21 protein-coding genes are annotated in these 24,738 nt (G+C 49.0%); 10 read left to right on the forward strand and 11 right to left on the reverse strand.

The features are described 5' to 3' along the window. Nucleotides 1–158: 158 nt before the first annotated feature. A complete protein-coding gene (locus CWB99_RS16540; protein ID WP_138553449.1) occupies nt 159–401 on the forward strand; it encodes a hypothetical protein in 243 nt (80 codons plus the stop codon). A gap of 188 nt (nt 402–589) precedes the next feature. Here the strand turns inward: CWB99_RS16540 and CWB99_RS16545 are convergent, their stop codons facing one another. The 3 genes from CWB99_RS16545 to CWB99_RS16555 form a co-directional block, all read right to left on the reverse strand. Next, entirely contained in the window at nt 590–916 is a 327-nt protein-coding gene (locus CWB99_RS16545; RefSeq protein WP_125778936.1) for a hypothetical protein, read from the reverse strand. Between the two features lie 185 nt (nt 917–1,101). After that, nucleotides 1,102–1,587, reverse strand: a complete 486-nt coding sequence (locus CWB99_RS16550; RefSeq protein WP_138553451.1) for a DUF523 domain-containing protein — start codon at nt 1,585–1,587, stop codon at nt 1,102–1,104. Nucleotides 1,588–1,683: 96 nt separating this feature from the next. Further along, on the reverse strand, nt 1,684–2,082 hold the full coding sequence (locus CWB99_RS16555) for a type II secretion system protein GspG (protein WP_171045371.1): 399 nt from the start codon (nt 2,080–2,082) through the stop codon (nt 1,684–1,686). 633 nt (nt 2,083–2,715) lie between these two features. On the opposite strand from CWB99_RS16555, the gene CWB99_RS16560 reads away from it, so the two are divergent. Then, nucleotides 2,716–4,935: a GGDEF domain-containing phosphodiesterase gene (locus CWB99_RS16560; protein WP_138553455.1), complete on the forward strand. Its 2,220-nt coding sequence runs from the start codon at nt 2,716–2,718 to the stop codon at nt 4,933–4,935. On the opposite strand, the gene CWB99_RS16565 is transcribed toward CWB99_RS16560, so the two are convergent. Both CWB99_RS16565 and CWB99_RS16570 read right to left on the reverse strand, forming a co-directional pair. Beyond that, nucleotides 4,932–5,834, reverse strand: a complete 903-nt coding sequence (locus CWB99_RS16565; RefSeq protein WP_138553457.1) for a LysR family transcriptional regulator — start codon at nt 5,832–5,834, stop codon at nt 4,932–4,934. The genes CWB99_RS16560 and CWB99_RS16565 overlap by 4 nt on opposite strands. 457 nt (nt 5,835–6,291) lie before the next feature. Next, the gene (locus CWB99_RS16570) at nt 6,292–7,845 is read right to left on the reverse strand and encodes an AbgT family transporter (protein WP_138553458.1); all 1,554 of its coding nucleotides are present in this window, start codon (nt 7,843–7,845) and stop codon (nt 6,292–6,294) included. Nucleotides 7,846–8,060: 215 nt separating this feature from the next. Between CWB99_RS16570 and CWB99_RS16575 the strand changes: the two genes are divergently transcribed. Together CWB99_RS16575 and CWB99_RS16580 are read left to right on the forward strand one after the other, a co-directional pair. Continuing rightward, nucleotides 8,061–8,906: an HDOD domain-containing protein gene (locus CWB99_RS16575; RefSeq protein ID WP_138553459.1), complete on the forward strand. Its 846-nt coding sequence runs from the start codon at nt 8,061–8,063 to the stop codon at nt 8,904–8,906. Nucleotides 8,907–9,071: 165 nt separating this feature from the next. Then, nucleotides 9,072–10,247, forward strand: coding sequence for an NRAMP family divalent metal transporter (locus CWB99_RS16580; RefSeq protein WP_138553520.1), 1,176 nt, complete (start codon nt 9,072–9,074; stop codon nt 10,245–10,247). Nucleotides 10,248–10,462: 215 nt separating this feature from the next. On the opposite strand, the gene CWB99_RS16585 is transcribed toward CWB99_RS16580, so the two are convergent. The 6 genes from CWB99_RS16585 to fadI form a co-directional block, all read right to left on the reverse strand. Further along, nucleotides 10,463–10,741 carry a YfcL family protein gene (locus CWB99_RS16585; RefSeq protein ID WP_138553461.1) on the reverse strand — a complete coding sequence of 93 codons (279 nt, stop codon included), beginning with the start codon at nt 10,739–10,741 and terminating at the stop codon, nt 10,463–10,465. An 8-nt stretch (nt 10,742–10,749) separates the two neighbouring features. Beyond that, the gene (locus CWB99_RS16590) at nt 10,750–11,877 is read right to left on the reverse strand and encodes an ATP-NAD kinase family protein (RefSeq protein WP_138553462.1); all 1,128 of its coding nucleotides are present in this window, start codon (nt 11,875–11,877) and stop codon (nt 10,750–10,752) included. Beyond that, nucleotides 11,867–12,421, reverse strand: a complete 555-nt coding sequence (locus CWB99_RS16595; RefSeq protein ID WP_138553464.1) for an elongation factor P hydroxylase — start codon at nt 12,419–12,421, stop codon at nt 11,867–11,869. Before CWB99_RS16595 ends, CWB99_RS16590 begins: the two co-directional genes overlap by 11 nt. A gap of 77 nt (nt 12,422–12,498) precedes the next feature. Next, on the reverse strand, nt 12,499–13,989 hold the full coding sequence (locus tag CWB99_RS16600) for a GGDEF domain-containing protein (RefSeq protein WP_138553465.1): 1,491 nt from the start codon (nt 13,987–13,989) through the stop codon (nt 12,499–12,501). Between the two features lie 139 nt (nt 13,990–14,128). Continuing rightward, complete coding sequence (gene fadJ / locus CWB99_RS16605) at nt 14,129–16,228, reverse strand: fatty acid oxidation complex subunit alpha FadJ (protein ID WP_046005955.1); 2,100 nt, start codon at nt 16,226–16,228, stop codon at nt 14,129–14,131. Continuing rightward, nucleotides 16,228–17,538 (reverse strand): acetyl-CoA C-acyltransferase FadI, encoded by a 1,311-nt coding sequence (fadI, locus tag CWB99_RS16610; protein ID WP_138553467.1) that lies wholly within the window; start codon nt 17,536–17,538, stop codon nt 16,228–16,230. Before fadI ends, fadJ begins: the two co-directional genes overlap by 1 nt. 316 nt (nt 17,539–17,854) lie before the next feature. Here fadI and CWB99_RS16615 point away from each other — a divergent pair, with 316 nt between their 5' ends. The 6 genes from CWB99_RS16615 to CWB99_RS16640 are packed head-to-tail and all read left to right on the forward strand — an operon-like array spanning nt 17,855 to nt 24,714. Beyond that, a complete protein-coding gene (locus CWB99_RS16615) occupies nt 17,855–18,811 on the forward strand; it encodes an AAA family ATPase (protein WP_138553469.1) in 957 nt (318 codons plus the stop codon). A gap of 24 nt (nt 18,812–18,835) precedes the next feature. After that, nucleotides 18,836–19,774, forward strand: coding sequence for a DUF58 domain-containing protein (locus CWB99_RS16620; protein WP_138553522.1), 939 nt, complete (start codon nt 18,836–18,838; stop codon nt 19,772–19,774). 3 nt (nt 19,775–19,777) lie between these two features. Continuing rightward, on the forward strand, nt 19,778–20,209 hold the full coding sequence (locus CWB99_RS16625; protein ID WP_138553470.1) for a DUF4381 domain-containing protein: 432 nt from the start codon (nt 19,778–19,780) through the stop codon (nt 20,207–20,209). After that, nucleotides 20,202–21,191: a vWA domain-containing protein gene (locus tag CWB99_RS16630; protein ID WP_138553472.1), complete on the forward strand. Its 990-nt coding sequence runs from the start codon at nt 20,202–20,204 to the stop codon at nt 21,189–21,191. The genes CWB99_RS16625 and CWB99_RS16630 overlap by 8 nt, the downstream gene beginning before the upstream one ends. After that, entirely contained in the window at nt 21,188–23,089 is a 1,902-nt protein-coding gene (locus CWB99_RS16635; RefSeq protein WP_138553473.1) for a vWA domain-containing protein, read from the forward strand. Before CWB99_RS16630 ends, CWB99_RS16635 begins: the two co-directional genes overlap by 4 nt. Further along, the gene (locus tag CWB99_RS16640) at nt 23,083–24,714 is read left to right on the forward strand and encodes a BatD family protein (protein ID WP_138553475.1); all 1,632 of its coding nucleotides are present in this window, start codon (nt 23,083–23,085) and stop codon (nt 24,712–24,714) included. The genes CWB99_RS16635 and CWB99_RS16640 overlap by 7 nt, the downstream gene beginning before the upstream one ends. Nucleotides 24,715–24,738: the final 24 nt, after the last annotated feature.

Below are 24,738 nucleotides of genomic sequence, written 5' to 3' on the forward strand. Positions count from 1 at the left end.
CGGTTGGACTTGACCAGTACATTGCATCAATATATTGTTCTGAGTAAATGTAAACATAGACTAAATGTTTCACCTTAGTTTCAGGCCAGTAATAAATAGTCTTAAAGAGTGCTGTAATAATTATTGAGAGAAGAATTAAATAAAGTAGTAGCTTTTTCATGAGTCTAATACCATCCAGGCAAAGAAAACGTTTGGGCAGTTTTAACTTAGGAGCATTTGAAAATGTTGTAAAAGCTAGCCAGGAGGTAAATATTGATGCCACACAGCTTTTAGAGCTTAAATATCACGCCCGCAAACATTTTGTGCTACTTGCCGGAACGGATGTGCAAATTCCTGTATCACGTAGTTTTATCCACACTTTAAAAGAGCGGATAACCCACCAGGCAAAGCTAAAGAGATAAACCTCGAGTTTGAAGTGGACAACAGCATTTTTCAGGCATAGCACCTGATATATATACTTTTCTTCGATTGGGGAGGTATTAATGATAGGAAGCTCCCCCAAACCAAAGTGCAATAGCAGCTTAAGCTTGGCGATGAATGAGACTAAGCTAAACCATTCTCACTCACGCAATGCTCGGCTCATTGCCTGTTATCTAATTCTCATGTGGGTTGCTTTAGATATGTGCCCAAACTTACACTCTTGATTAGCCTCATCGTGGACGAGTAGTACTTCCTTTCCCCCCATAAATGCCGCCAGTGCCATTGAATACATATCGTCGGAATCGGGGTCATCCTTTGGCCACCAGAAATTACCACTTTCATCACACGTTTTATCTGAAATAGTGGTATAAATTACATGAAACCCATCATGAGACATTACCTGTGTAATTTTCCCCCAGCTTTTTGTCCACCCTGCATGCCCTTGTATCGGTACAAATATCGACATTAACATTAGCAGTATTGATATTTTTTTCATAATTTGCTCCTTTTAAATTTAACGTCCTGTCAAGGTGTAAGCAGCTCAATACCAGAGTCACCACACACCTTTTATAACACTAATCTAAACATCAGGATAATAAAATTATCAGACGTTACGAATCACCTTTAAAACACTTTTTAGCCATAATTTTTTGATTGATGATGTCCCGGCCACAATGATGCTCATCGTTTGACAAGCTCACGCTGGAGCTCGGCTATTGTATGCTGACTAAACACCTTAATGCCCTGCTCTTCTAACAATGCGGCAGTGACACCCGAACCATTAACTTTGGTCCCACTAAACGTACCATCATAAATATTGGCACTGCCACAGGAAGGGCTACTTTGCGTAAGTATTGCGTACTTTATTTGTTGCCGTTGACAAAGTACCAGGGCGTTTTGGGCACCCGCGACAAACTGCATAGTGACGTCGATACCGTCATCTCCGACGACCCGGGATGACCCTCTGAGTACATCAGCACCTTTTCCTGCGATGATTTCAGCTGGCGGCCGAGGAGTGGGCAGGCCAGCGGATACTTCTGGGCAAAAGACCACCAACTCCACGTTTGTTTGCAACCAGTACCAGTCAGATTCAGGAAGAGACAAACAGCTGGCATTGTATCTCACTTTATTTCCAACCAAACACGAGCTAATGAGTATTTTTTCCACCCAGAACTCCCTTATAAAAAAGCAACAAACCGGACTCAACTAAATGTCAGAGTCGCGTTAGTCTGTTTATTTAGAACTGTCGCCTCCCTACGAGTACTACGGGCCAAAGCTAGACTGCTCAATCGCGACTTGCCTAAAGCTGTGGCCGTCATACCTGAATGCGAAAAGCACTAAAGTATTGCCATTAAGAATTGAACTTTTCGACCATAGTAAAAACGCGTCTTCTGACAAGATACTGTATTGATAGTCGGTTATCCAGGGATCCTTAAGTGTTTGAGCTATGTAAAGAATACTGCCTTGCATCAAGTTTCCAAGATTCTCTGGGAGACGATCATTGTGGATATAATATAGTGAGATTGCGGCGCGCAATGACTCAATATCAAGTGCTGCTTCATCATTTTTACTCAGTGGTGGGCAAACAACCAACCTTGGGATAATCAGGCTCAAAACAATTAGGCAGCCAAAAACCAAACAACTAAATTTTAAATGCTTCATTGCATTGTAATTCCTTGACAGACAAAGCTCTGATTTAATGAACAACACTATACGATACCCGTCTCTATTACCTGATAAAAACAAAAAAGTGTGCTCAAATAAATGCCAGGCAACTTGATTTACTAATATCGGCAATCGCAGGAGAAAATAGTAAGCCATCAGGTTAAGTTACTTTATAAACGTATTTCCAAGGTTCAAACTAATACCAGAAACTACGTGCCGCAGGTTTACTTGCTCAACACATAAAGTAGACGTATTTCATGCGTCTCTGACATGTTTAAATAGTCTGGTGGCACTTTCGCACCGTGTTTTGATGGATCCCGGCTCGCAAGCGTCCGGGATGACGGAGGGGTACGTCATAAGTTGGAACTGACCATGATACAACGAGTGCGTATATCTCGTTCACTGCAACAAGAGGCTGCTGCCATGTACTTGGGTAGATCTCAGCTCACACGCATCCGGGATGACAAGATTGTTAATGAAATTACGAAGTTGTTTGCCTAATTCCCCTCCACTATGTTGAAAAAAACCTCAGTTAAGCTGATTTAGCGCAGGTTTTACTACCTCTACCCATTGAATTGCGGCTCTTATGGCCTTAGTATCGGGAAAAACAATAATAATAACTGTAACGTTTTGAGTTCTTTAAGCCGCTTTTTCTTACTAGAGGAAGAAACCCAATCACCAGGTCAGGTGCCTAACTGGCGTGTTAGTGCGCTGCGCATCATTTTGGTGACCGGACTGATATTGTGTCTGGGGATCTTCGTCAACAGCTTGCCTGCTGCGTTGGCATTTGAACTTAACTATGTGCTGGCGCTGACATCTGGCTTTACGCTCACCATAGGTGTACTGCTTACACTAAGTCGCAGTGCCTATCAACTGTGCGCGCACCTGCTGATGATAGCCATTGTGGCCGCAGGGGTAGCCATCAAGTTATTTATTCCTCTGCTCCCCCTAGCTCAATTAGGGTCTATCTTTGTTTATATTACGCCTATCCTGGCTTTGTTGTTACTGGGTAAGCGCACTGCGATTTTTTATGCCATATTAAATATCGCGCCGTTTCTGATGATAGTGCAGCAAGTGAATGTTTCGCTGATCCCTCCAGGTGAGCGCATGCTGGTCGATGGCGATATCTATATTCACTTTTTGCTGTTCTTCTTTTTCAACTGTACCGTGCCACTGGCTGTATGGCGCACCAGTTTGGCGGCCAGCCGACTTAACCTGCACATGGCCAGTAACAACGAACTGCTTGCCTCTCAAAAACAAATCTACCAACGCTTCTTTCAAAAATCTTTCCACGCCATCGCTTTAGTTGACCAGGACTTTAATATTGTAGAAGCCAATGAGAAGGCGCGCAGTTTACTGGGGATCCAGACTCAACCTCTGCCCTGTAATTTTGCCCGTGTCACACAGGACGACCTGAGCAGCCTGCTCATTAACAACGATCTTTTTGATGCAGATGTGAATGTCTTTCGTGTGGGCGAGCGAACCATTGAGCTGGCCTCGCGGGAGTATCACTCCGAGCAACTGTGTGCCTGGTACCTTAACGATGTCTCCGATCAGCACCAACTTCAGCAGGATCTGCTGGCTTTGGATGTTGCGCATCAGCAAGCTAAATACTTTGATGCAAGAACTAATTTGCCCAATAAAACCTGGCTCACTGAGCAGTTACAAGTGCATATTGACCGTGGGCGGCCATTTGCTCTGCTGATCGCCGAAAACCTCAACAAACATGTTCTGGACTACCTGATTGATGGAGAGCTCCATAAACACTTATATGGCCATATTAATCAGGTTGCAGAACACGACCCCAGCCTGCTCGACCAGATAGCTTATATTGGTGCGGGCCGACTGGCGATTATCATTGAACCCGACGCGCCTGTGCTGGAAGTCGCGCAGCGCTGGCATCAGCACCTGGATTTCTGGCTTAAGCTGGGTCAGCATCAGTTTCATGCACGCTACGCCGTGGGTATTGCAACTTACCCAGAGCATGGCTACATTCCTGAGCGCTTATTGAAAAATGCGCAGCAGGCGTGCGAACTGCGCAGTCCGGGCGATGACCTGGCCATTTTTGATCACGGCACCCGACGCCAGACACTTGCCCGCCATGAAATGGCCCTGTTGCTGGAAAAAGCGCTGGAACATGACGAATTGCAAATTGTGCTGCAAAGTAAGCACGACAATACTCACTCGGTGATTGGCTATGAGGCACTCGCGCGTTGGCACAGCCCACTACTGGGATGGGTATCTCCCGGTGAATTTGTGCCTATTGCCGAGGAGTTTGGCCTGGTCAATCAGCTGACACAACGTATTTTGCACAAGGTTTGTTATACACTTCAGAGCCACCCGGATATTCATGTGCCAATTGCCATCAATATCAGCTCCCGGGATATTGCCTGTGAGCAATTTGCCCGTAAAACCCTGGCCATTGTGCACAGTTACGGCCTGAACCCGCGCATGTTTGAATTTGAACTGACAGAATACAGTTTTGCTGACGATCACAATCAGATCATGGAAGCGCTGGATAAAATGGGATTCAGTCTCAGTATCGATGACTTTGGGATAGGATATTCTAATATCGCCCGGGTTCTGGCTTCGCCCATTAAACGCCTCAAACTGGATCGCTCTTTGGTGACTCAGATCACCTCAGATCAAAAGCAACAAGCGCTGTTGCTGGGGATCCTCACTATGTGTGATAACCTGGGGATTGCCGCGCTGGCGGAAGGCGTTGAAACCCAGCAACAGCTAAATAAGCTGCTTGAGCTGGGCGTTAAAGAGTTTCAGGGCTACTGGTTTAGCCGTCCGATTGCGGTTGAGCAGGTACTCGCAAAAACACATCAAATGCAGGAAATTTAAATACTTTCCTGCGCTTCAAGCGCCATACACTGGTATCTGAGTTCACCGATAAACGCCCGGGCTGCAGGTCCCAGTGTATCTCCGTCTTTGAAGATCAGATTAAGCTGCGCCAGACGCGTTCGATTGTGTGTCAGTTTTAATGGTAGCAATGCCCCGCTACTGAGTTGCTGAGTAATAGCGCTTCTGGGCAGCCAGGCAAAACCCAGTCCCTGTGTTACCATGTCCACCATAGTGCGCAAGTGGCTAACCGTCCAGCGCTGATCAGCACCCAGCCAGCCACTGTCTGTGCCTTTGCCCAATGCAGAATCTCTGACCACTATCTGTCTAAAAGACTTAAGATCTTCCAACGTCAGTTCACGGTCCAGCTGATGTAAGGCGTGCTCTGGGTGAGCAACGGCCACAAACTCAACCTGACACAGCTGCTCGCTGAATCCATCGGTCAGTACCATAGGTGAAATCGCAATATCGACCTTGGCGTGTTGCAGTGCCTCAAAAGAGCCTGAGAGGATAGATTCAACCAGTTCAATGCGCAGCAAAGGATAGGCCTGAGAAGTCGCCTCCAGCACTTTATAAAGCAATGTCTGAGGAAATATTTCATCAACTGCAATGCGCAGGTGGCTTTCTACCCCTTTGGCCAGGGTCTGGCCAACCGCTTCAACTTTCTCTGCTTCATCCAGCAAATAGTTGGCACGACGCAGCATCATTTCGCCCGCTTCGGTCAATCGGGTTTTACGTCCTTCTACCTGGAACAGTTTAACTGACAGGGATGTTTCTATTTTCTGAACAGACGTATGAATGCTCGATTGGCTCTTATGGATAGCCTTGGCAGCCTGGTTAAAGCCGCCATGTTCTACCACGGCGCGAAGCATACGCCACTGCTCAAGCGTGACTCGTAACATTTCACCTTCCTCGTTAGTTGGCCGTACGGCCCTTTGCCTGAAACTATTCTAATCTATTCAAGTACTTTTCTCTATCAACACACACTGCGTACGGCTTCTGCGCAGTTTGCATACAGCTGAATAGACCACGCAAAATTAATCCCCTGAACTTAGGTGAATTGTCATAATTTAGTCATTTAATATGGGTATGATGCGCTCGCTCTTAACCAATGTGTGCTCTTTTTGGTTACTTTGATTTTTGAGCCTCCCTTGAATATTTACTGCACGGAGGCAGTACAATTTCCCTTGGTGCTTTTGGCCCAACCAATAGCAAATCCACGTAGCCGGCGGACGTCGGCTTTTTTCTTTGCGACTGCCAAACAAAATATCAGTTTGAATTAATACAAAGCAGGAAGTGGGAGAAGGATGAGGCGCAGCGGCCCCATCCAGAGGCGAGTAGGTTTTACCTGAGAGGTAATTAACCCGCAGGGTAGATGTAGCTAGATTGCAGGCCCAGAGGAATACTCAAACCCCAGTATGCCAACAGGAATAAGCTCCAGCCTATCAAAAAGGCGATAGAGTATGGCAGCATCAGCGCCAGTAATGTGCCAATACCCGTGTCTTTAACGTACTTCTGACAGTACACCACCACCAGCGGGAAATAAGGCATCAGCGGGGTAATGATGTTTGAGCTGGAATCACCAACACGATACGCCGCCTGAGACAAGTCTGGAGAAATACCCAGTTGCATTAGCATAGGTACAAAAATAGGACCAAGCAGTGCCCATTTTGCCGAGCTCGAACCGACAAACAAGTTAACAAATGCAGTCAGGAAAATAATACCAATCACGGTCACAGAGCTTGGCAGTGCCATTGCTTTTAAGATCTCAGCCCCTTCGATGGCCAGCAAAGCACCCAGATTTGACTGGCTGAATGCTGCAATAAACAGTGCACAGAAAAACGCCATAACAATGTAATAAGACATCGAATTCATCGATTTACTCATTGCATTTATCATGTCTTTTGAAGACTTAAAGGTACCCACCATAAAGCCAAATACAGCACCCGGGATCCAGAACAATAAGAAAATCAACGGTACAATCGACTGCATCAGAGGAGCGCTAAAGTCCGTCAGAGCACCACTTTCACTACGCAGTGCCGAGTCCTCACCACTGGCGGCGAAGATAAGCAGGCCAATACCCGCCAGCATAACCGCAGAGGCGGTGTAAAAAGCCGAACGCTCTTTGCTGGTCACTTCGTTAAACTCAGGCAGATCGTCTGTATCGCCATCGACTTCAGTAGAAGCCAGACGTGGTTCAATGATTTTATCGGTAATATACCAACCCAGCAGAATAATAAAGACACTCGAAGCTGAGGTAAAGAACCAGTTATTCAGCGGGTTAACAGCGATATCCGGGTCAATAATTTGTGCTGCACTTTGCGTAAAGCTTTGTAGTAACGGATCAATACCAGACGGGATAAAGTTGGCACTAAAGCCGCCACTTACACCCGCAAACGCAGCCGCGATACCCGCAAGCGGGTGACGACCCATGGCATAGAATATTACGCCGGCAAGTGGGATTACCAGTACATAACCTGCATCAGTCGCTGTGTGGCTGACAATTGCAATCAAAATAATAGAGGGAGTAAGCAGTGCCTGAGGCGTGCGTTTGAGCATGAGCTTAAGGCCTGCATTAATGAAACCCGAGTGTTCTGCAACACCAACACCCAGCATAGCAACCAGCACGACACCTAAGGGAGCAAAGCCAGTAAAGGTTTTAACCATTGAGGCCAAAAAGCCCGCCAGTGCGTCGCCGCTGAGCAAGTTGTGTACAACAATCGCCTCTCCGGTACGCGGGTCGATTGCATCAAAGCTGACACCTGAAAACATCCAGGACAACAGCCAGATCAGCAGCATAGCACCGAGGAAAATCATGGCCGGGTCGGGCAGCTTGTTACCCACCCTTTCTATATTATTGAGGAATCGCATAACGAAGCTGGCGTCGTTATTTGCGTTTTTCGCTTGTTCCATAGTTAATCCCTAAAAAGAAAATTAGCCAACTTTAACTTAACAACCGTAACAATGCCAATTCATTTGTTCCTTTATCCATTACGTGGACATTATTTATGCGTTATTTTGCGTTGACGCAAAGAATGCGTAATTCGAGTCAGCTACTATACTTGGCAAAGTAGCCTGACCCTCAACGGGCTAATTGTGTTTTTTGGTATTTTCTCAATGAGACCGCTATGATCGAAATAGACAACGCCGTGCTTAAGGATATGAATCATGGCTTTTGCCTGCCAGCAAAGCCAGAACTGTTGCAAAGCTTGCATCAAGTATTACAACAACCAGAGCCGGAACTAGGCGAAATCGCCGCCCTGATCGCGACAGACGTAGCCACTTCCGCCGCTGTGCTCAAAGTCATTAATTCCTCCAGCTATGGTTTTTCGCGCACCATTACTGATATTCGTCAGGCCGTTATGTTTCTGGGGCTGAACAGTATTACCATGCTAGTAACCGGCTACTTACTTAAGCAGGCTTTTGACCAGTCTAAGTGTTGTATTAAGTTGGAGCGATTCTGGGACAGTGCCCAGGAAATTGCCGATGTTGCAACCCTGATTGGTAACAAAATCAAAAGCAAAGTCCCGGTAGAAAATCTCTATATGCTGGGGCTATTTCACGATGCCGGTATTCCAGCCATGGCTTTTAACTATGCGGATTACGTCGAAGTACTGGGCGCTGCAAACAGTAATTACGATAAAATGCTGATAGAGTTTGAAGAGCAGCGCTATCAGACCAACCATGCCGTCATTGGCTATTACCTGGCTAACAGCTGGAACTTACCCAAACCTATTTGTCAGCTCATTCTTCGTCATCATGATGTCACTTACCTGCAGGAAAAACGAACTGACGAAGAAATGCTCACATTTTCCACACTGAAAATGGCCGAAAATCTGGTCCATACCAACAAACGTTTTGTGGCCGCGCCGGACTGGCCCATTATGAAGCAAAGCGTACTGGATGCCCTGAACCTGGATGAGGACGATTATCAGGACCTTAAAGACGATACCGAAGAATACTTTACCAGCTAACCGACTACACGTCCTGACAGGGCTTTTGAACACCCAACCTCATTAGCCCAGTCATTTTCCACTTGGCAAACGCTTTCAAATCGTTAACATGAGTGGCAAAAACAAAGGAACGTCGTGTTGGAATCACTTTCTTCTAAACTCAGGAACCTGGGCCCCGGGATCCTGATGGCCACGGCTGCGGTCGGTGGCTCACACCTGGTTGCGGCAACTCAGGCCGGTGCTTTATTTGGCTGGCAACTGCTGTGGCTAGTAGTCGCGGTTAATCTGCTCAAGTATCCGTTTTTCCGTTTTGGTGTAGAATACACTCTGCACACAGGCAACAGCCTGGTCACCGGATATTACAATAAAAACCGCGCCCTGTTTTATCTCTTTGTGACATTAAATGTCATTGCCGCAGTAGTGAACACCGCCGGTGTGCTGCTGCTCACTGCGGCCCTGTTGCAATATGCCCTGCCCTGGAGCCTCTCACTAACAACATTATGCTATGCCCTGCTGTTTGTATGCTTAGGGATCTTACTGTTTGGACATTACAAATTGCTCGACAAAGCCAGTAAAGGGATCATGGCTATATTGTGTTTTACCACGCTGGCCGCTTTGTTGGTGGCCGTGTCACAGGGTCAGGCGCACCCATCGCCGCAACCGATACCGTCCCCTTACTCGCTTGCATTACTGGGCTTTATGGTGGCTCTGATGGGCTGGATGCCAGCCCCCATAGAAATATCAGCCATCAACTCTCTGTGGTTGAAAGCCAAAACCCGTACCCAGTCGCTCAGTAAAGCACAGGGCTTATTTGACTTTAATCTGGGCTACTTTTTAACTTTATTTTTAGCCGTGGTGTTCTTTTCTCTGGGAGTGTTGCTGCAATACGGGCAGAGCCAGAAAATAGAACTCGCCGGGGTGGCCTTTTCTAAACAGCTGATTGATATGTATGCACTGACTTTAGGTGAGTGGGCCCGCTGGTTAATCGCCACCATCGCCTTTTTGTGTATGTTTGGCACCACAATCACGGTACTGGACGGCTACGCCAGAACCCTGGACGATGCGCTCAAGCTGATCAAACCGCACCAAAACAAGGCCAGTTTGTCGATTTTCATTACCGTTCAGGCCATATTCGGCATGGTGCTGGTGTTGTTCTTTAAAGCCAACCTGAAAGACATGCTGATGTTTGCTATGACGCTGGCGTTTTTAACTACGCCATTTTTCGCCTGGCTAAATTTCTCATTGATCTCGAAAACGCAGTTTGCGCAGCAAAGTAAACCAGTACAACTGCTTACCTGGGCAGGCCTGACTTACCTGATTGCTTTTGCGGCGTTATTTGTGGTGTGGCGCTGGATACTGTAAATGACAAAAGGCGGTGATAAACCGCCTTTTTCGAAGGGAAGTTATACCAATTTGCTTAATTAAGTGTTCCATTTTGAGGCGAGAAAATAGGGTCGATAACAAGGCAAAAATTTTGCTATTTAGTTACTCTAAATGAGAAATTTTTAACGCCGTTAGCGTCATATTTGCTCCTTCAAATTGAACAGGTATTAAATGAAATTGGTATTAGCCCCTGGCTAAACCCCTAACTGCTTAAGACGCTCCCAGATAGTCACCACGTGGTGCTTGTCTTCTTCGTTAAGCTCACCATCACGATACGCTTTTACCAGGCTTGCCTCGACTTTAGCATTCAGCTCATCCACTGACAGTGTCAGCTCCTCAACCTGAGCATAGCCAACCGCCAGGTCAAAATGACCGCGTAAGTAGCCACCAGCAAACAGTTCGTCATCGCTTGCTCTATCTACCAACTCATCAAAAAACTGCTGCGCAGCTTCTATATACGCTTGAAGTGACATTCTGTCTCCTAAATTAAATCCTGATGCCCTACGGCATACATTACATGGTCATTGTACCCTGTCACTACTTTGATGTAGCCACTTAGTGCATTATCCAGATCTTGATCGCCCGTATCTGCTATTAAAGGGCGACCATTGAGTGCTTGCAATTTGGTCTTAGTTGCAACCACTATGATATTGTCTTTGCCAATCTGGCGGATCAAAGCCGGACTGAGCTGTTGATTGCCCCGGCCAAATATATGACCCTGCCCGCCAATCAGAGTGATCACCAATTTTGTCGGTGCTTGTGAAGCAGCATCCAATAGCTGTTGCGCCGTCAGGTCACTGCCCAGCAAAGCATGGTCGCGGATCAAATCAACCCCTAATAAGGTGTTATCCAGGCCCAGCTCTTCCATTATGGCGGCCACCGTTGAGCCAGACCCCATAATATACTGCTCATCTTCTTCCATTTCTGAAATCACATACGCAGCGATATCCGCCAGTACCAGTTCATCACTTTCTTTGCCGCCATTTTTTACGCTTTGTACGTAACGCAATTCACTGGGGACCTGCATTTCACCATAGCGCTTGGCACGCACAGTTCCGGCACGAAAGGCACTTTCATCTATGTCCATCACATCGGCGTCGTCTATGGTAACTAGCTCACCTTTAATAAGCATTTCTACTACCCGACCAGCCGCTTTGGGGGTAATTGCATACACGCCACTGTGGATCTTACAACCGGCTGGTACACCCAGCACCGGGACTTGGCTGCCAATGGCTCCGCAGATGTTACGCGCGGTACCATCACCACCTGCAAACAGCAACAAGTCGACTTTGGCTTCAGCCAACAGTTTGGCCGCCTGTTCGGTATCTTCTGGGGTACTGGGCGAGCCACAGGTCATCACAACCTGAGTAGAAAAACCGTGCTCAAGCGCCAGGTCTTCTCCCATGTCACCGCTCACGGTATAGACTTCAATAATGTCCCGGTAAGGCTGCAACAGCGCCAGAGCCTGTGCAGTACGGCTGTGTGCCTTTGGTTCAGCGCCCAGCGAGCGAGCAAGCTCTGCGGTTTCACTGCCATCGCTGCCCTTCAGTGCCACAGCACCGCCTAACCCGGCAACCGGGTTCACTATCAATCCAAGTTTAAACTGCATCTGCGAACTCCTTTGGACAGTGCCAATCAAACTGGCCAGTTTGCAGTGGCCAGGGGGTCGAATAAAACTGAGATAATGCTTCTAATAATGCTAGCGTACGGGTGTTAAAGCCATCGGTTAGCATCGCCATTACCTGCGCATGGACACGACGCTGAAACGCAAATCGACACGTCGGCTCGCCATTTAGATTGTCAACCGACACATTAAAAGCAAACCCGGCTGCTGCGCTCAGTGCCCATTCAATGGCCTGAGGCTTTACTTCCACCTGCTCAAAGGCCAGTTGCTGATCTTTACTACGCCCGTCCGGGCAGTACCAGTAGCCATAATCTTCGAGCTCCCGCCGCGCTTTACCGGCAACCAGCCAGTGTGCAATTTCGTGCATCGCGCTGGCATAAAAACCATGCGCAAAAACAATACGGTGATAATCGCACTGTGTATCCGCAGGCAGATAAATGGGTTCATCGGTCCCTGCGACCAGTTTGGTATTGTGCGTTGGATAAAATAAGGCGTTAAATATCGAGATCAGATCGTCAATGTGGTGCATACAACTCGCAGGCGGCCCTCTAATCGGTTTATGGCCGCAGATTGTACGGATTTTTAGGGGGAAAGTAAAAACCCGCGCTACTGGCCACTGAACAGGACGGCCCTGCCCCTACCCGCGGCTTTTGCCTGGTATAAGGCATCGTCGGCCTCTCCAATCAGTGTCTCTACATCTGTCTGTGAACTAACCTGAGCCCGGCTGGTGACGCCGATACTCAAACTCAGATCATACTGGTTCCGTTCGTTATAAGCCATTACCAGACGTTCGGCCATTTGTAAGGCTTTTTCTGCACCAATTTCAGGGCATACCAGCACAAACTCATCACCGCCCCAGCGACCAAGGCGGTCACTGGGCCGAATAGAGACTGTCAGGAATCCGCTGAGCTCAGCCAATGCCGCATCTCCTACCTGATGTCCCAGCGTATCATTTAGGGTCTTAAACTTATCTATGTCTACCATCATGACCGACAGGGACCTCTGATAACGGTGTGCCCGACTTAACTCATCTTTGAGGAGTTGCTCTATCTGACCACGATTATAGACCTGAGTTAAAAAGTCCAGCTCGGCTTTTTGTTGTAACTGCAATTCCGGACGAATATCACGGATCACTGCCACAAAATACGTTTCCTGTCCCAATACCGTTCTGGCAATTGCAATATCCAATGGGATCTCATCACCCGATTTATGTAAGCCAACGATATTCAGCCCGTTCTCTCCTTTTCGACGCATTTGCGCACGACCGCTAAAGTTACGCCGTTCTTTACGGTGCAGCTCGCGAAAACGCACAGGGATGAGGTCTTCTACTGTCATTGTGAGTAGCTCATGAGCGCCATAGCCAAACAGTTCTGTGCAGGATTGATTAACACGCGTGATCCTGCCGTTATACTCGCAATACAACAGTGCATCCGGGATTGCATTAAACAAACAGGCTCGCTCTTCTATGGTTCTGAGCTGCCCACGTATCACCACCGCCCCAGCACAAGCCAGGATCACAACTAATGACAAAAGCAGCCAGGCTTCAATTGAGCCCTTGTTGATCACACTTTCAAGCGCCACCTGATGCTGATGCCGGGTTGTCTGAATGCGAGCTTCCATACCTGAGCGTAATGCTTGCAGCGCACTGTCCAGTTGCTGATGTTGGGACGAATGCAGCGGCTCAGATGTTCGAGTCTCAGAGGTCGATGATATGGTGCTGTCACTGTGAGTGGGTATATGTTCAAGATAGTGCTTAATTTGCTCAAGGGCTTGCCTTTCCATCTCACTCAAGTCAAGCGCCGCAATCATCGCCACTATCTGCAGGGCAACCGTAGTTCGGGCATCGACTTCGGGACGAGGTTGCGCAGGTAAATAATCCTTAACCTGATGCGCCGTATTTACGTTGCTGAGTTGATGTTCCAGGTCATCGAGCAGCTCAGCCTCGCGTAAAATAATATCGGCCTGTTCCTGCCAGTGCTGCTCAAACCTTGCTATCACTTCGTTGGCATCATCACTGATGTAGAACATCACAACATTCGCCAGCACAGTCACGCCAGCCAGCGTGGCAATAAACGTAAAAAAGTACCTGTTGTGCATGCCATATCCCCGGGCAAATGACGAGCGCTATCACCTGTGTTACCAAAAGCAAGCAGTGTGCCGACAATGATTCCCTTTATTGTAGCCGAAAATAAAAAAGCCGCATAAATGCGGCTTTTTTTAATGCTCAGACAAGTGCTTAGCTGTAGTAAGCTTCGCCAGCTTCGGCCTTAGCCAACAGCGGCTCCGCTGGTGTAAACACCGCGTTGTCGGTGGCATAGGTAGACAGCTCTGAACACACTTTGTTCAGACCACGTTTGTCCATGTAACTGAACGGCCCACCTAAGAATGGCGGGAAGCCGATACCAAAAATGGCACCAATGTCACCATCGCGGGCACTGTCGATGATACCTTCGTCCAGACAACGCGCAGCTTCATTCAGCATTTGCGCCACACAGCGGCTGGCAATTTCTTGCTTGTTCAGACGTGGTGCCGGTGTAATGCCCAGCAAGTCATAGACAGACTCGTCCACTTTCTTGCCTTTGGCTTCATATTTGTAAAAGCCCTTGCCGGTCTTACGACCCAGACGCTTGCTGTCGATCATGCGGGCAAAAGCATCCGGTGCTTTAAAGCGCTCACCCAGTTCTTTTTCAAGAATAGGCGCAATCTTAGAGCCGATGTCCACACCCACTTCGTCCAGCAGTGCCAAAGGACCAACCGGGAAACCAAACTCAACCAGGGCCTGGTCAATCTTTTCGATTGGCTCGCCCGCTAGCAGCAGGTTGGCCGCTTCGTTCACGTAAGGTGCCAAAATACGGTTTACATAGAAGCCCGCTTTGTCTTTTACCACGATAGGCGTCTTGCCCTGCTTGCGCGCAAAATTAACGGTACGCGCGATGGTCTCTTGCGATGTGCCCTCATGCGGGATGATCTCAACCAGAGGCATTTTCTCGACCGGCGAGAAGTAATGCAGACCAATCACGTTCTCAGGACGTGCTGCTTTTTCAGCGATCTGCGCAATCGGTAACGACGACGTGTTACTGGCAAAAATGGTTTGCTCTGTACATTCGCGCTCGATATCGGCCACCATACTTTGTTTCAGTGCCAAGTCTTCAAATACCGCTTCAATCACGATATCAGTGTGACGCATGCCAGTGTAGTCAGTGGTACCTGTGATGCGGTTCATTGCCAGTTGCAGATCGGCTTTAGACAGAATACGTTTTTTCTGCTTTTTAGACAGGATCTTGTAGCTGTAGCTTAGAGCGTTGCTGATCCCCTGATGCGCGACATCTTTTATGCGCACAGGCACACCGGCTTTTACCGCACTTACGTGAGCAATACCGCCGCCCATCAGACCGCCACCCAGTACCGCCGCGCGGTTAATCTTAGGCGCGTCGTCGCTTTGCCACTCTTTTTTCATCTCTGTGGTCGCGAAGAAAATGCCACGCAAAGACTGCGACACTTCGGTCATGACTAAGTCTGCAAACCCTTCGGCTTCTGTTTTGTAAGCTTTCAGTTCACCCAGTTCAACCGAAGCACGTACGGCCTTGATAATAGCCAGTGGAGCCGGATAGTGGCCACCGGTTTTCTTCTCAACGTTTTCCTGCGCTTTTTTGAAGATGATATTGCGACCAAACGGATTTGATTCCAGCAGCTGGCTAAGCTTATCCAGCTTAGGTTTACGTGCTTTAGGCTTGCTGCCACGGGCCAGTTTAATGGCCACATCCAGTAAAATACTGTGCGGCACGCTGTCATCTACCAGACCGGCTTTTTTAGCCTGCTTGGCACGCACTTGCTTGCCCGTCAGCATCCATTCTAATGCTTTTTGAATACCCACCAGTTTTGGCAGACGTTGCGTACCGCCACCGCCTGGTAACAGACCCAGTTGTACTTCTGGCAAACCTAATTTGGTTTTATCGTCATCACTACATACGCGATAATCACACGCCAACGCGAATTCAAGACCGCCACCCAGTGCCGCACCGTGAATGGCCGCAACCGTTGGGAAAGGCAGCTTCTGCATTTTGAAAAATGCCTGCTGGCACATTTCAGATAAACGCAGCGCATCTTCGCGAGTTTTTGCCTGATCCAGCATTTTGATGTCGGCACCGGCGATAAAGTTATCGTCTTTACCGCTGACAAACACCATACCAGTTACATCATCACTGCGACCCTGCTCCAGGATAGTCAGCAGTTCATCGGCAAAGCTGTCACGCAGCGTATTCATCTTCTCGCCCGGCACATCAATGGTGACGATGGCCACGCGGTGGCTGTTTAATTCATAACTAAATACTGACATTATGCACTCTCCAATACAAAGGCTGCACCCAGACCACCAGCCGCACAAGCTGTAGTCAGCGCAAGTCCACCGCCGCGACGTTTCAGTTCATTCAGGGTTTGCGTGATCAAACGCGCACCTGTTGCCGCAAACGGGTGTCCATAGGCCAAAGAGCCACCGTTTACGTTGAAATTATCCATATCGATTTCACCCAGCGCTTTGCTGCGACCCAGCTTCTCCTGAGCAAACTTATCAGAGGCGAACATCTTCATGTTGGCCAGAGTTTGCGCCGCAAACGCTTCGTGCATTTCAATTAAGTCTAAGTCTTGCAGAGTCAGACCCGCGCGCTCCAGTGCCAGTGGCGTGGAGTGAGCCGGACCCATCAGCATGTCTTCGTGTACGCCGATAGCGGTAAATGCATAGTTACGCACATAGCCCAGGATTTCGTAACCCAGTGCTTTGGCTTTGCTTTCACTCATCATCAGTACCGCAGCGGCACCATCAGTGAGCGGCGTGGCGTTTGCCGCAGTGACCGAGCCATGCTTGCGATCAAAGACCGGACGCAATTTGGCGTAGCCTTCCAAAGACGAGTTCGCACGAATGTTGTTATCTTTGTCGATAAAGCCTTTGTACGGCTCAACATGTGCCGTCATGACTTCGTCTTTTAACAAACCTGCATCCCAGGCTTTAGCAGCAAGAGTGTGCGAGCGATGCGCCAGCGCATCTTGGTCGGCACGGCTGATAGCATGAGTTTTGGCCATTTGCTCTGCCGTTTGACCCATAGACAAGCCTGTTGAGTATTCCGCAACGGCCGGCGGTACTGGCATCAAATCTTTCAGTCTGAGCTTTGAGAAAATCTTCAAACGCTGTGACAAGGTACGTGCTTTGTTTAAATCAACCAGGCTACCAGCCAGCTTTTTGCTCACACCAATGGGCAGTACAGACGATGAGTCTGCACCACCGGCGATACCCACCGCCGTATGACCTGCAATAATAGACTCGGCAACGTTCGCGACCGCCTGAAAACTGGTGGCACAAGCACGAGATACAGAATAGGCATCAACGGATACCGGCATGCCGGTGCCCAGCACGATTTCACGCGCAATGTTTGGCGCTTCCGGCATTTGTACCACCTGGCCGAAAACCAGCTGGTCGATTTCGTTTTTATCTATGTTGAGGCGTTCCAGCATTTCATTGACAACGACCTTACCCAGGTCCAGTGCCGGTACGTGGTGATAGGCCGTAGCCTGTTTCGCAAAGGGTGTACGCAGACCAGAAACAATGGCAATGCGGTCCCCTTTTGTTGTTTTTAGAATGTGTTGTTCAGACATGAATTTTGCTCTCCCGCTGACAGGTCTGACCTGTTATTGTCGTTTGATTCTAAACAACCGAATCCTTAATGCCAATAGTAAATTGGAAAATCTTATCATTCGAGCATGACTGAGATGGTCCATCTAAACGCCGCTTTTAAATCTAGCCTGATTTTTACTCAATTCAAAAAGTCCCTGAAAAATAAATGAAGATTTGGGAACTTTCGCCTGCTTCAGTGTCTAATCAAGTTACAAAAAATCGTCCGCAAAACCTTGAGTTTTGCGCCTTAATCCTTATAAATAAGCAAAAAATTTGTCACAACAAGGACAAAGCACCATGGCAGTAAACGCATTTAGTGAACTGAAAAACTATCTCGACTCTCAAATTTTAGGTCAAAGCGCACTGACAAAAGCGCTGTTGATTGCCTTGCTGGCAGATGGCCACCTACTGGTAGAAGGCCCGCCAGGACTGGCAAAAACCCGTGCCGTGAACGCGCTGGCTAAAGGCATAGAAGGCAGCTTTCAGCGTGTTCAGTTTACCCCGGACTTGTTGCCCGCCGATATCACCGGCACCGACATCTATCGCCAGCAAACCAGTGAATTTGTGTTTGAAAAAGGCCCTTTGTTCCACCATCTGATTTTGGCAGACGAAATTAATCGCGCGCCAGCTAAGGTACAGTCAGCCTTGCTCGAAGCCATGGCAGAGCGGCAGATCACAGTAGGTAAAACGACCTACCCGCTGCCAGAGCTGTTTATGGTTATGGCAACGCAAAACCCACTTGAGCAGGAAGGCACCTATCCACTGCCGGAAGCGCAGCTAGACCGCTTCCTGTTGCACCTGAACATTGATTACCCGCAAGCGAGCACTGAGCTTGAGATCCTGCGTTTAACGCGTGGCGAAGCACTGTCGGAACAAACCGCGCAGTTTACGCCGATTTCACAGCAAACCTTATTTGAAGCACGTAAAAAAGTGCTGTCACTACATCTGGCAGAACCGCTTGAGCATTATCTGGTGCAGTTGATCATTGCTACCCGAGAAGCCGCTAAGCTGGATCAGCAACTGGGTGCCTGGATTGAATACGGCGCCAGTCCACGGGCCACCATTGCGCTGGATAAGTGCGCACGCGCGCATGCCTGGTTGCAGGGTCAGGATTTTGTGACACCGGATGATATTCAGGCGGTGCTGCACAATGTGCTGCGTCATCGTATTATCCTGAGTTATGAAGCGCAGGCAGACGGGATCAGCAAAGATCAGGTGATCAGCCGTATTCTGGAACTGGTTCCCGTTCCATAAGTGGTCGCGATGATGAAGCATTCAATGCAACATGCCGATCATACTCAGTGGCTGGCACAAAGCCACAGCAATGGCGTTGAACTGACACTCAAAGAGCTGCTTTATTATAAAAGCAAAGCACGCCTGCTGGATCTCAAGCCCAAGCGCGCCATCCGCAGTGATCAGGCAGGCCAATATCTGGCACCACATAAAGGCCGGGGCATGGAGTTTGCCGAGGTCCGTCAGTATCAATACGGAGACGATATTCGCGCTATCGACTGGCGAGTAACGGCACGTACAGGTGAGGCCCATACCAAGCTGTATCAGGAAGAAAAAGAACGTCCGGTGTTTATCTTCTGCGATCTGTCCAGTTCTTTGCTGTTCGGCAGCCGCCTGTTGCTCAAGTCTGTTCAGGCTGCGCATCTGAGTGCCCTGGTTGCCTGGTCAGCATGTGCCCGTGGTGACCGGCTCGGTGGTGTGGTGTTCAGTGAGCAAGGCCACCATGAGCTTAAGCCCACTGCGCGTGATAAAGGCGTGCTGGCATTTTGCCACCAATTGTGCGACATCCACGCGCAGAGCCTGGCTAAGCGCGGCAACAATCAAGCCTCGACGTTTGATAATAACCTGAAACGTTTATCACACCTGGCCAAGCCCGGCAGTCTTATTTATCTTATCTCCGACTTCAGCCAGCTTAACGAGGCCAGTTTTAAGCAGCTTGAGCATCTCAGTCGGCACTGTGAACTGATTGGCTGCCAAGTCAGCGATCCGTTCGAGCATACCCTGCCCGCTTATAAAGATGCGATTGAAGTCAGTTCAGCCTCTGGTAACTGGACATTGCCACTGGCGGATAAACAATTCAGAGCCCAATTTGCCGAACAGGCTGAACAGGCTTTTCAGACCCGGCTGGCCCGTTTACAACGTGCCGGCATGACAATGCAAACGTTTTGCGCCTCAGCGCCAATAGAAACACAGATCTGCAGGTAAGTGATGATGCAAAACCCATTAGATGCACTCCATGATGTGATCCCGCCCGAGCAGGTAAGCTGGTGGCCACTGGCCCCGGCCAGTTGGGCCGTTATCATCGCCTTAGTATTGATAGTCATAGTCAGTATCTGGCTTGCTGTCAGACACTGGCAGCATAATGCGGCGAAACGAGAAGCCGTTAAACTGAGTCAGCAGCATACTCAGGATGCCCTGGCACTGCATGGCATACTTAAACGCCTGACCCGACATTACTACGGCAGTGAGCAGGCCGCAAAACCAACGGCACAATGGCATAAGATGCTCAATCAACTGACGCGTCAACAGTTTAGTGAGCAAGATCTGAACTCGCTGTACAGCAGCACACCAACTGTGGAGTGCAGTAAACTGTTAGCGGCAATAAAAACCTTTAAAACCAAAGAGGCCGTGCATGTTTGAACTTGACTGGCCCCTGGCCCTCTTGCTACTTCCCCTGCCCTGGCTGATTGCACGTTTTAAACCAGCTGCGGCGCAGACTCAGGTGCGCTTGCGTATGCCTGGGTATCAGCAACAAGTCGGTGCAGGACAAACGTTAGCTGCGCCAAAGCGTGGCGTGAATGTGATCGAAGCGTTGATCTGGCTTTGCCTCGTTATGGCACTGAGCGGACCGAGCTGGCTTGATGACCCGATCACTTTGCCCAATGAAGGCCGTGATATAATGCTGGCCGTAGACTTGTCCGGCTCTATGACTGAACAGGACATGGCTTATCAGGGCAAATATGTTGACCGTCTGTCAGTGGTAAAAGCTGTTTTATCCGATTTCATTGTTGAGCGACAAGGCGACCGACTGGGACTGATCCTGTTCGGCGACACAGCATTCCTGCAAACCCCGCTGACACGTGACTTACAAACCGTCAGCCAGATGCTGAGCGAAGCGCAAATTGGCCTGGTTGGTCGGGCGACTGCGATTGGCGATGCCATTGGTTTATCGGTTAAACGCTTCAACCAGAAAGATCAAAGTAGCCGTATTCTGATCCTGCTCACCGACGGTCAGAACACGGCTGGTAACCTGGAACCCAAAGAGGCCCTGATCCTGGCCCGGGAAGAAGGTATTAAAATCTATACCGTCGGCGTCGGCTCTGATGGCCGAGGTGGTTTTAGTTTGTTTGGTATGGGTGGGATGACAGGCAGCAGCATAGATGAAAATACCCTCAAGCACATCGCCTCTGAAACCGGTGGTGCCTATTTCCGCGCCAAAGATGTGAAAGGCTTGCAACAAATCTACGCTGAACTGGATAAACTGGAACCCATTGCTGATGAAAACCAGACTTTCAGGCCCCGCCTGTCACTCTTTTATTTGCCGCTACTGATCGCACTGGCGTTGTGGAGCCTGACGCTGCTGAGTAAAGCCATCAAACAATTGCGAGTTAAACCACTATGACCGAGTTTATATTTATTCGCCCTACTTTGTTATGGTTACTTATACCCTGGTTTCTGCTAACCGGTATGCAATGGCTAAAGCGCCATCGTAGTACAGACGAAGCGCTTATCGCACCTCACCTTGTACAAGTCGTACTAGAGAACGGCCCCCGGAAGCAGCGCAAAAGTACGCCCTGGCTGGTTAGTCTGCTCCTGCTGTTAAGCGTACTGGCCGCAGCCGGGCCCAGCTTTGAAAAGCACACTGTGCCGGTGTTCAAAAGTAAACAAGCCCGGGTGCTGGTCATGGATATGTCATACTCTATGTATGCCACTGACATTCAGCCTAACCGGCTGACCCAGGCACGCTTTAAAACCCTGGATATGATTGAGCAGTTTACAGAAGGCGACACAGCGCTGGTTGCCTATGCCGGGGACGCATTTGTCGTCTCGCCTTTGACTGATGATGTCAAAACGCTGGAAAACCTGGTGCCCAGCCTGAGCCCTGAAATCATGCCCAGCAAAGGCGCAAACGTGTTAGCAGGGCTGGATCAGGCCAAAACTTTGCTGGATCAGGCAGGATATAATGAAGGAGAAATCATCCTCATCAGTGACGAAGTAGAACAAAATGAACTGTCTGATATCGCCGAGCTATTAAATGGAACAGGTTATCGCCTTCATGTCTACGGTATCGGCACACCAGACGGTGCGCCAATTGGGCTGCCAGAAGGTGGGTTCTTGAAAGACCGTTACGGTCAGATAGTGGTCCCTAAACTGTACCCGGAGCGACTAGCTGCCCTCGCCTCTCGCCTGGGTGGTCGCTATGCAACCTATACACCCAGCGACAACGACATAAAAACGTTTGCGCCAAGCAAAGTAACCGATCTGGACAGCAATGAGCAGCCAAGCGAAACCCTGTGGCACCTGGACGCAGGAAAGTATCTGCTGTTTGTGATTGTCCCGCTTGCGTTGTGGTTGATGCGCTCCCAACCACTTACTCTGGGTTTATTCGTTGTGGCGTTGTTACAACCCCAGACGGGATATACTGCAGACTGGACCAGCTGGTTTAAAAATCAGGATCAACAGGCACTGGAATCCTATCAGCAAGGCAACTTTGAACAGGCTAAGAGTGCTCAGGATCCGCTACTAAAAGGCACCGCACTATACAAAGCCGGAGAGTACGAACAGGCGGCAGAGCAACTCAAACACACCACATCTGCCACCGGGCAGTATAACTATGGCAATGCGCTGGCCAAGTCAGGGCAACTTGACCAGGCGATTGCGGCCTATGAGCAAGCCTTGCAACTGGACCCCGAATTCAAGCAAGCGCAGGACAATAAGCAGCTGGTCGAAAGCCTCAAGGAGCAACAGCAGCAGTCTCAGCAACAAAATGGCGATCAGTCTGACGATCAGGAACAATCCGGAGATCAGCAAGATCAACAGCAAAGTGATCAGCAGCAAGACGGTGAACAGCAAAGCGGGCAACAATCAGGCGAGCAACAGGACGAGCAATCGTCTTCGCAATCTGACTCTGAGCAACAATCAGACGCGTCACAAAGTGACACACAAAACCAGCAAAACGCTGAGTCTCAGGAGACACCTGAGTCAGACAATGACAACGCCCCTGAGCTTGCGCAACCGCAGCAGCAAGAAGCGCAGGATCAACAAGCTGAACAGGCTGCTCAGCAGATGCAGCAGGCACAGCAACAAGCTACTGAAGATGAAAGTCAGCCACAGGGGACACAGCAAATGATGCAAAGTCGCCCACTGACACCAGAAGAAAAAGAAAAAGCACAGCAACTCGATCAGTTACTGCGTAAAGTACCAGACGATCCAGCTATCTTGCTGCGCAACAAAATGTTATTGGAATCACAACAACGGGTGCGTCAGCGCCGCCCGCGAGGAGTAGAAAAATCATGGTAACGCGATTACTGGGATCCGTGATCTTACTTATTACAATGATGCCTGTCTGGGCTGTGGACCAACTCAGCGCCAGTGTCGACAAAAACCCGGTGCTGGTTGGAGAGTATTTTACCCTGACCATAGAAGCTAATGGCAAAGTATCCGGACAGATGCCAGACACCAGTGCCCTGAGCGCTCAGTTTGTCACCAGCCCTGTCAGTACCAGCTCCCGCACCAGTATCATCAATGGCAGCATGAGCAGTACCACCAGCTGGCAAATGCAACTTCTGTCTCGCAAAGCCGGGGAATTTACCATCCCGAGTTTTGAAGTTGCAGGTCATCAGTCTCGCCCTATCAAGCTCAAGGTACTTGCCCGCGAGCAAGATGGTGAAGCGCAGCAAAATATCTTTATTAAAACCGAGCTAAAACCAGATACATTACATGTTCAGCAGGCTGCGCTCTTCACTGTTAAGCTGTATCTTGGCCAGGATCTGCTGGATGGTCAACTCAGCGCGCCACAAATGCAGGATGCGCAAATTGCCCAGCTGGGCAAACAAAGTGAGGACTATGAGATAGTCAATGGTCGTCGTTATATGGTCGTGACCCGAGAATATCTGGTACAGCCACAAAAAAGCGGCAACTTTACATTGGAGCCACCTATCTTTAATGGCCAGATCCGCGAAGGCTACCGTCGGATGGCAGTCTCAGCGGTAGGTGACAGTCTTGAAGTCGAGGTGAAACCCATTCCGGATACCTATTCAGGTGCCTGGTTGCCCAGTGAGTTGGTCAACCTAAGCGAAGAGTGGCAACCAATTGAGCAGACCGTCACTGTTGGGACACCAATCACCCGCACCCTGACATTAACGGCTCTGGGGATCACCAAAGAGCAACTGCCCGACATACAAGTGCCTGATGTCGATGGCTTCAGAACTTACCCGGATGAAACAGATCGAAAACAGATGACGCGCGACGGCCGGGTAATTTCTCAGCTTATTGCCTCTTATGCCTTGTTGCCTCAGACACCTGGCACTTATACTCTGCCAGAAATTAAAGTGCCCTGGTTCAATACCGTGATCAATAGAGTACAGTATGCAACCTTGCCATCCAGAACCATTGAGGTAAAAGCCGATCCGAATCAGGTATCGGTCGCCCCTGCGCCTGTCGCCAACACGCCACAGCAAACAACAACTCAGGCTGAACCACACATTGTGATCCAGCCGGCGGATAAAACCTGGCTGGACTGGGCGCTGATTGCATCTGGTTATGTACTGTGGTTCATTACCTTGTTAGTGTGGTTTATGACTCGCCAATCGGCCAGGGTAGCGCCAACGCAGAGCGATCATACACCCCAGGCGCCAAACGAAGCACAAGCAATTAAACAAATTAAACACGCCGCTCAACACTCAGATCCGGGACAATGCTATCAGGCCCTTAAAGCACTTGCGCGCGCACAAGGCTATGACCATATCCATGCCTGGCGTCACCAACTCAGCCATGAGTTGCAAAACGAAATTGCAAAGTTGCAAGGGGCGCTCTATAGTGCCAAACAAGAGAACGTTGACCTGAGCGTGCTATATCAATTGATTGCCGCACAACATAAGCAGGTTAAAAACGCGAAAAAACAGCAACTTGAGCCGTTGTACTAATTTTTCTTCGGTAAGATGAAATAA

The organism is Pseudoalteromonas rubra, assembly GCF_005887095.1.
GTDB classification, from domain to species: domain Bacteria; phylum Pseudomonadota; class Gammaproteobacteria; order Enterobacterales; family Alteromonadaceae; genus Pseudoalteromonas; species Pseudoalteromonas rubra_E.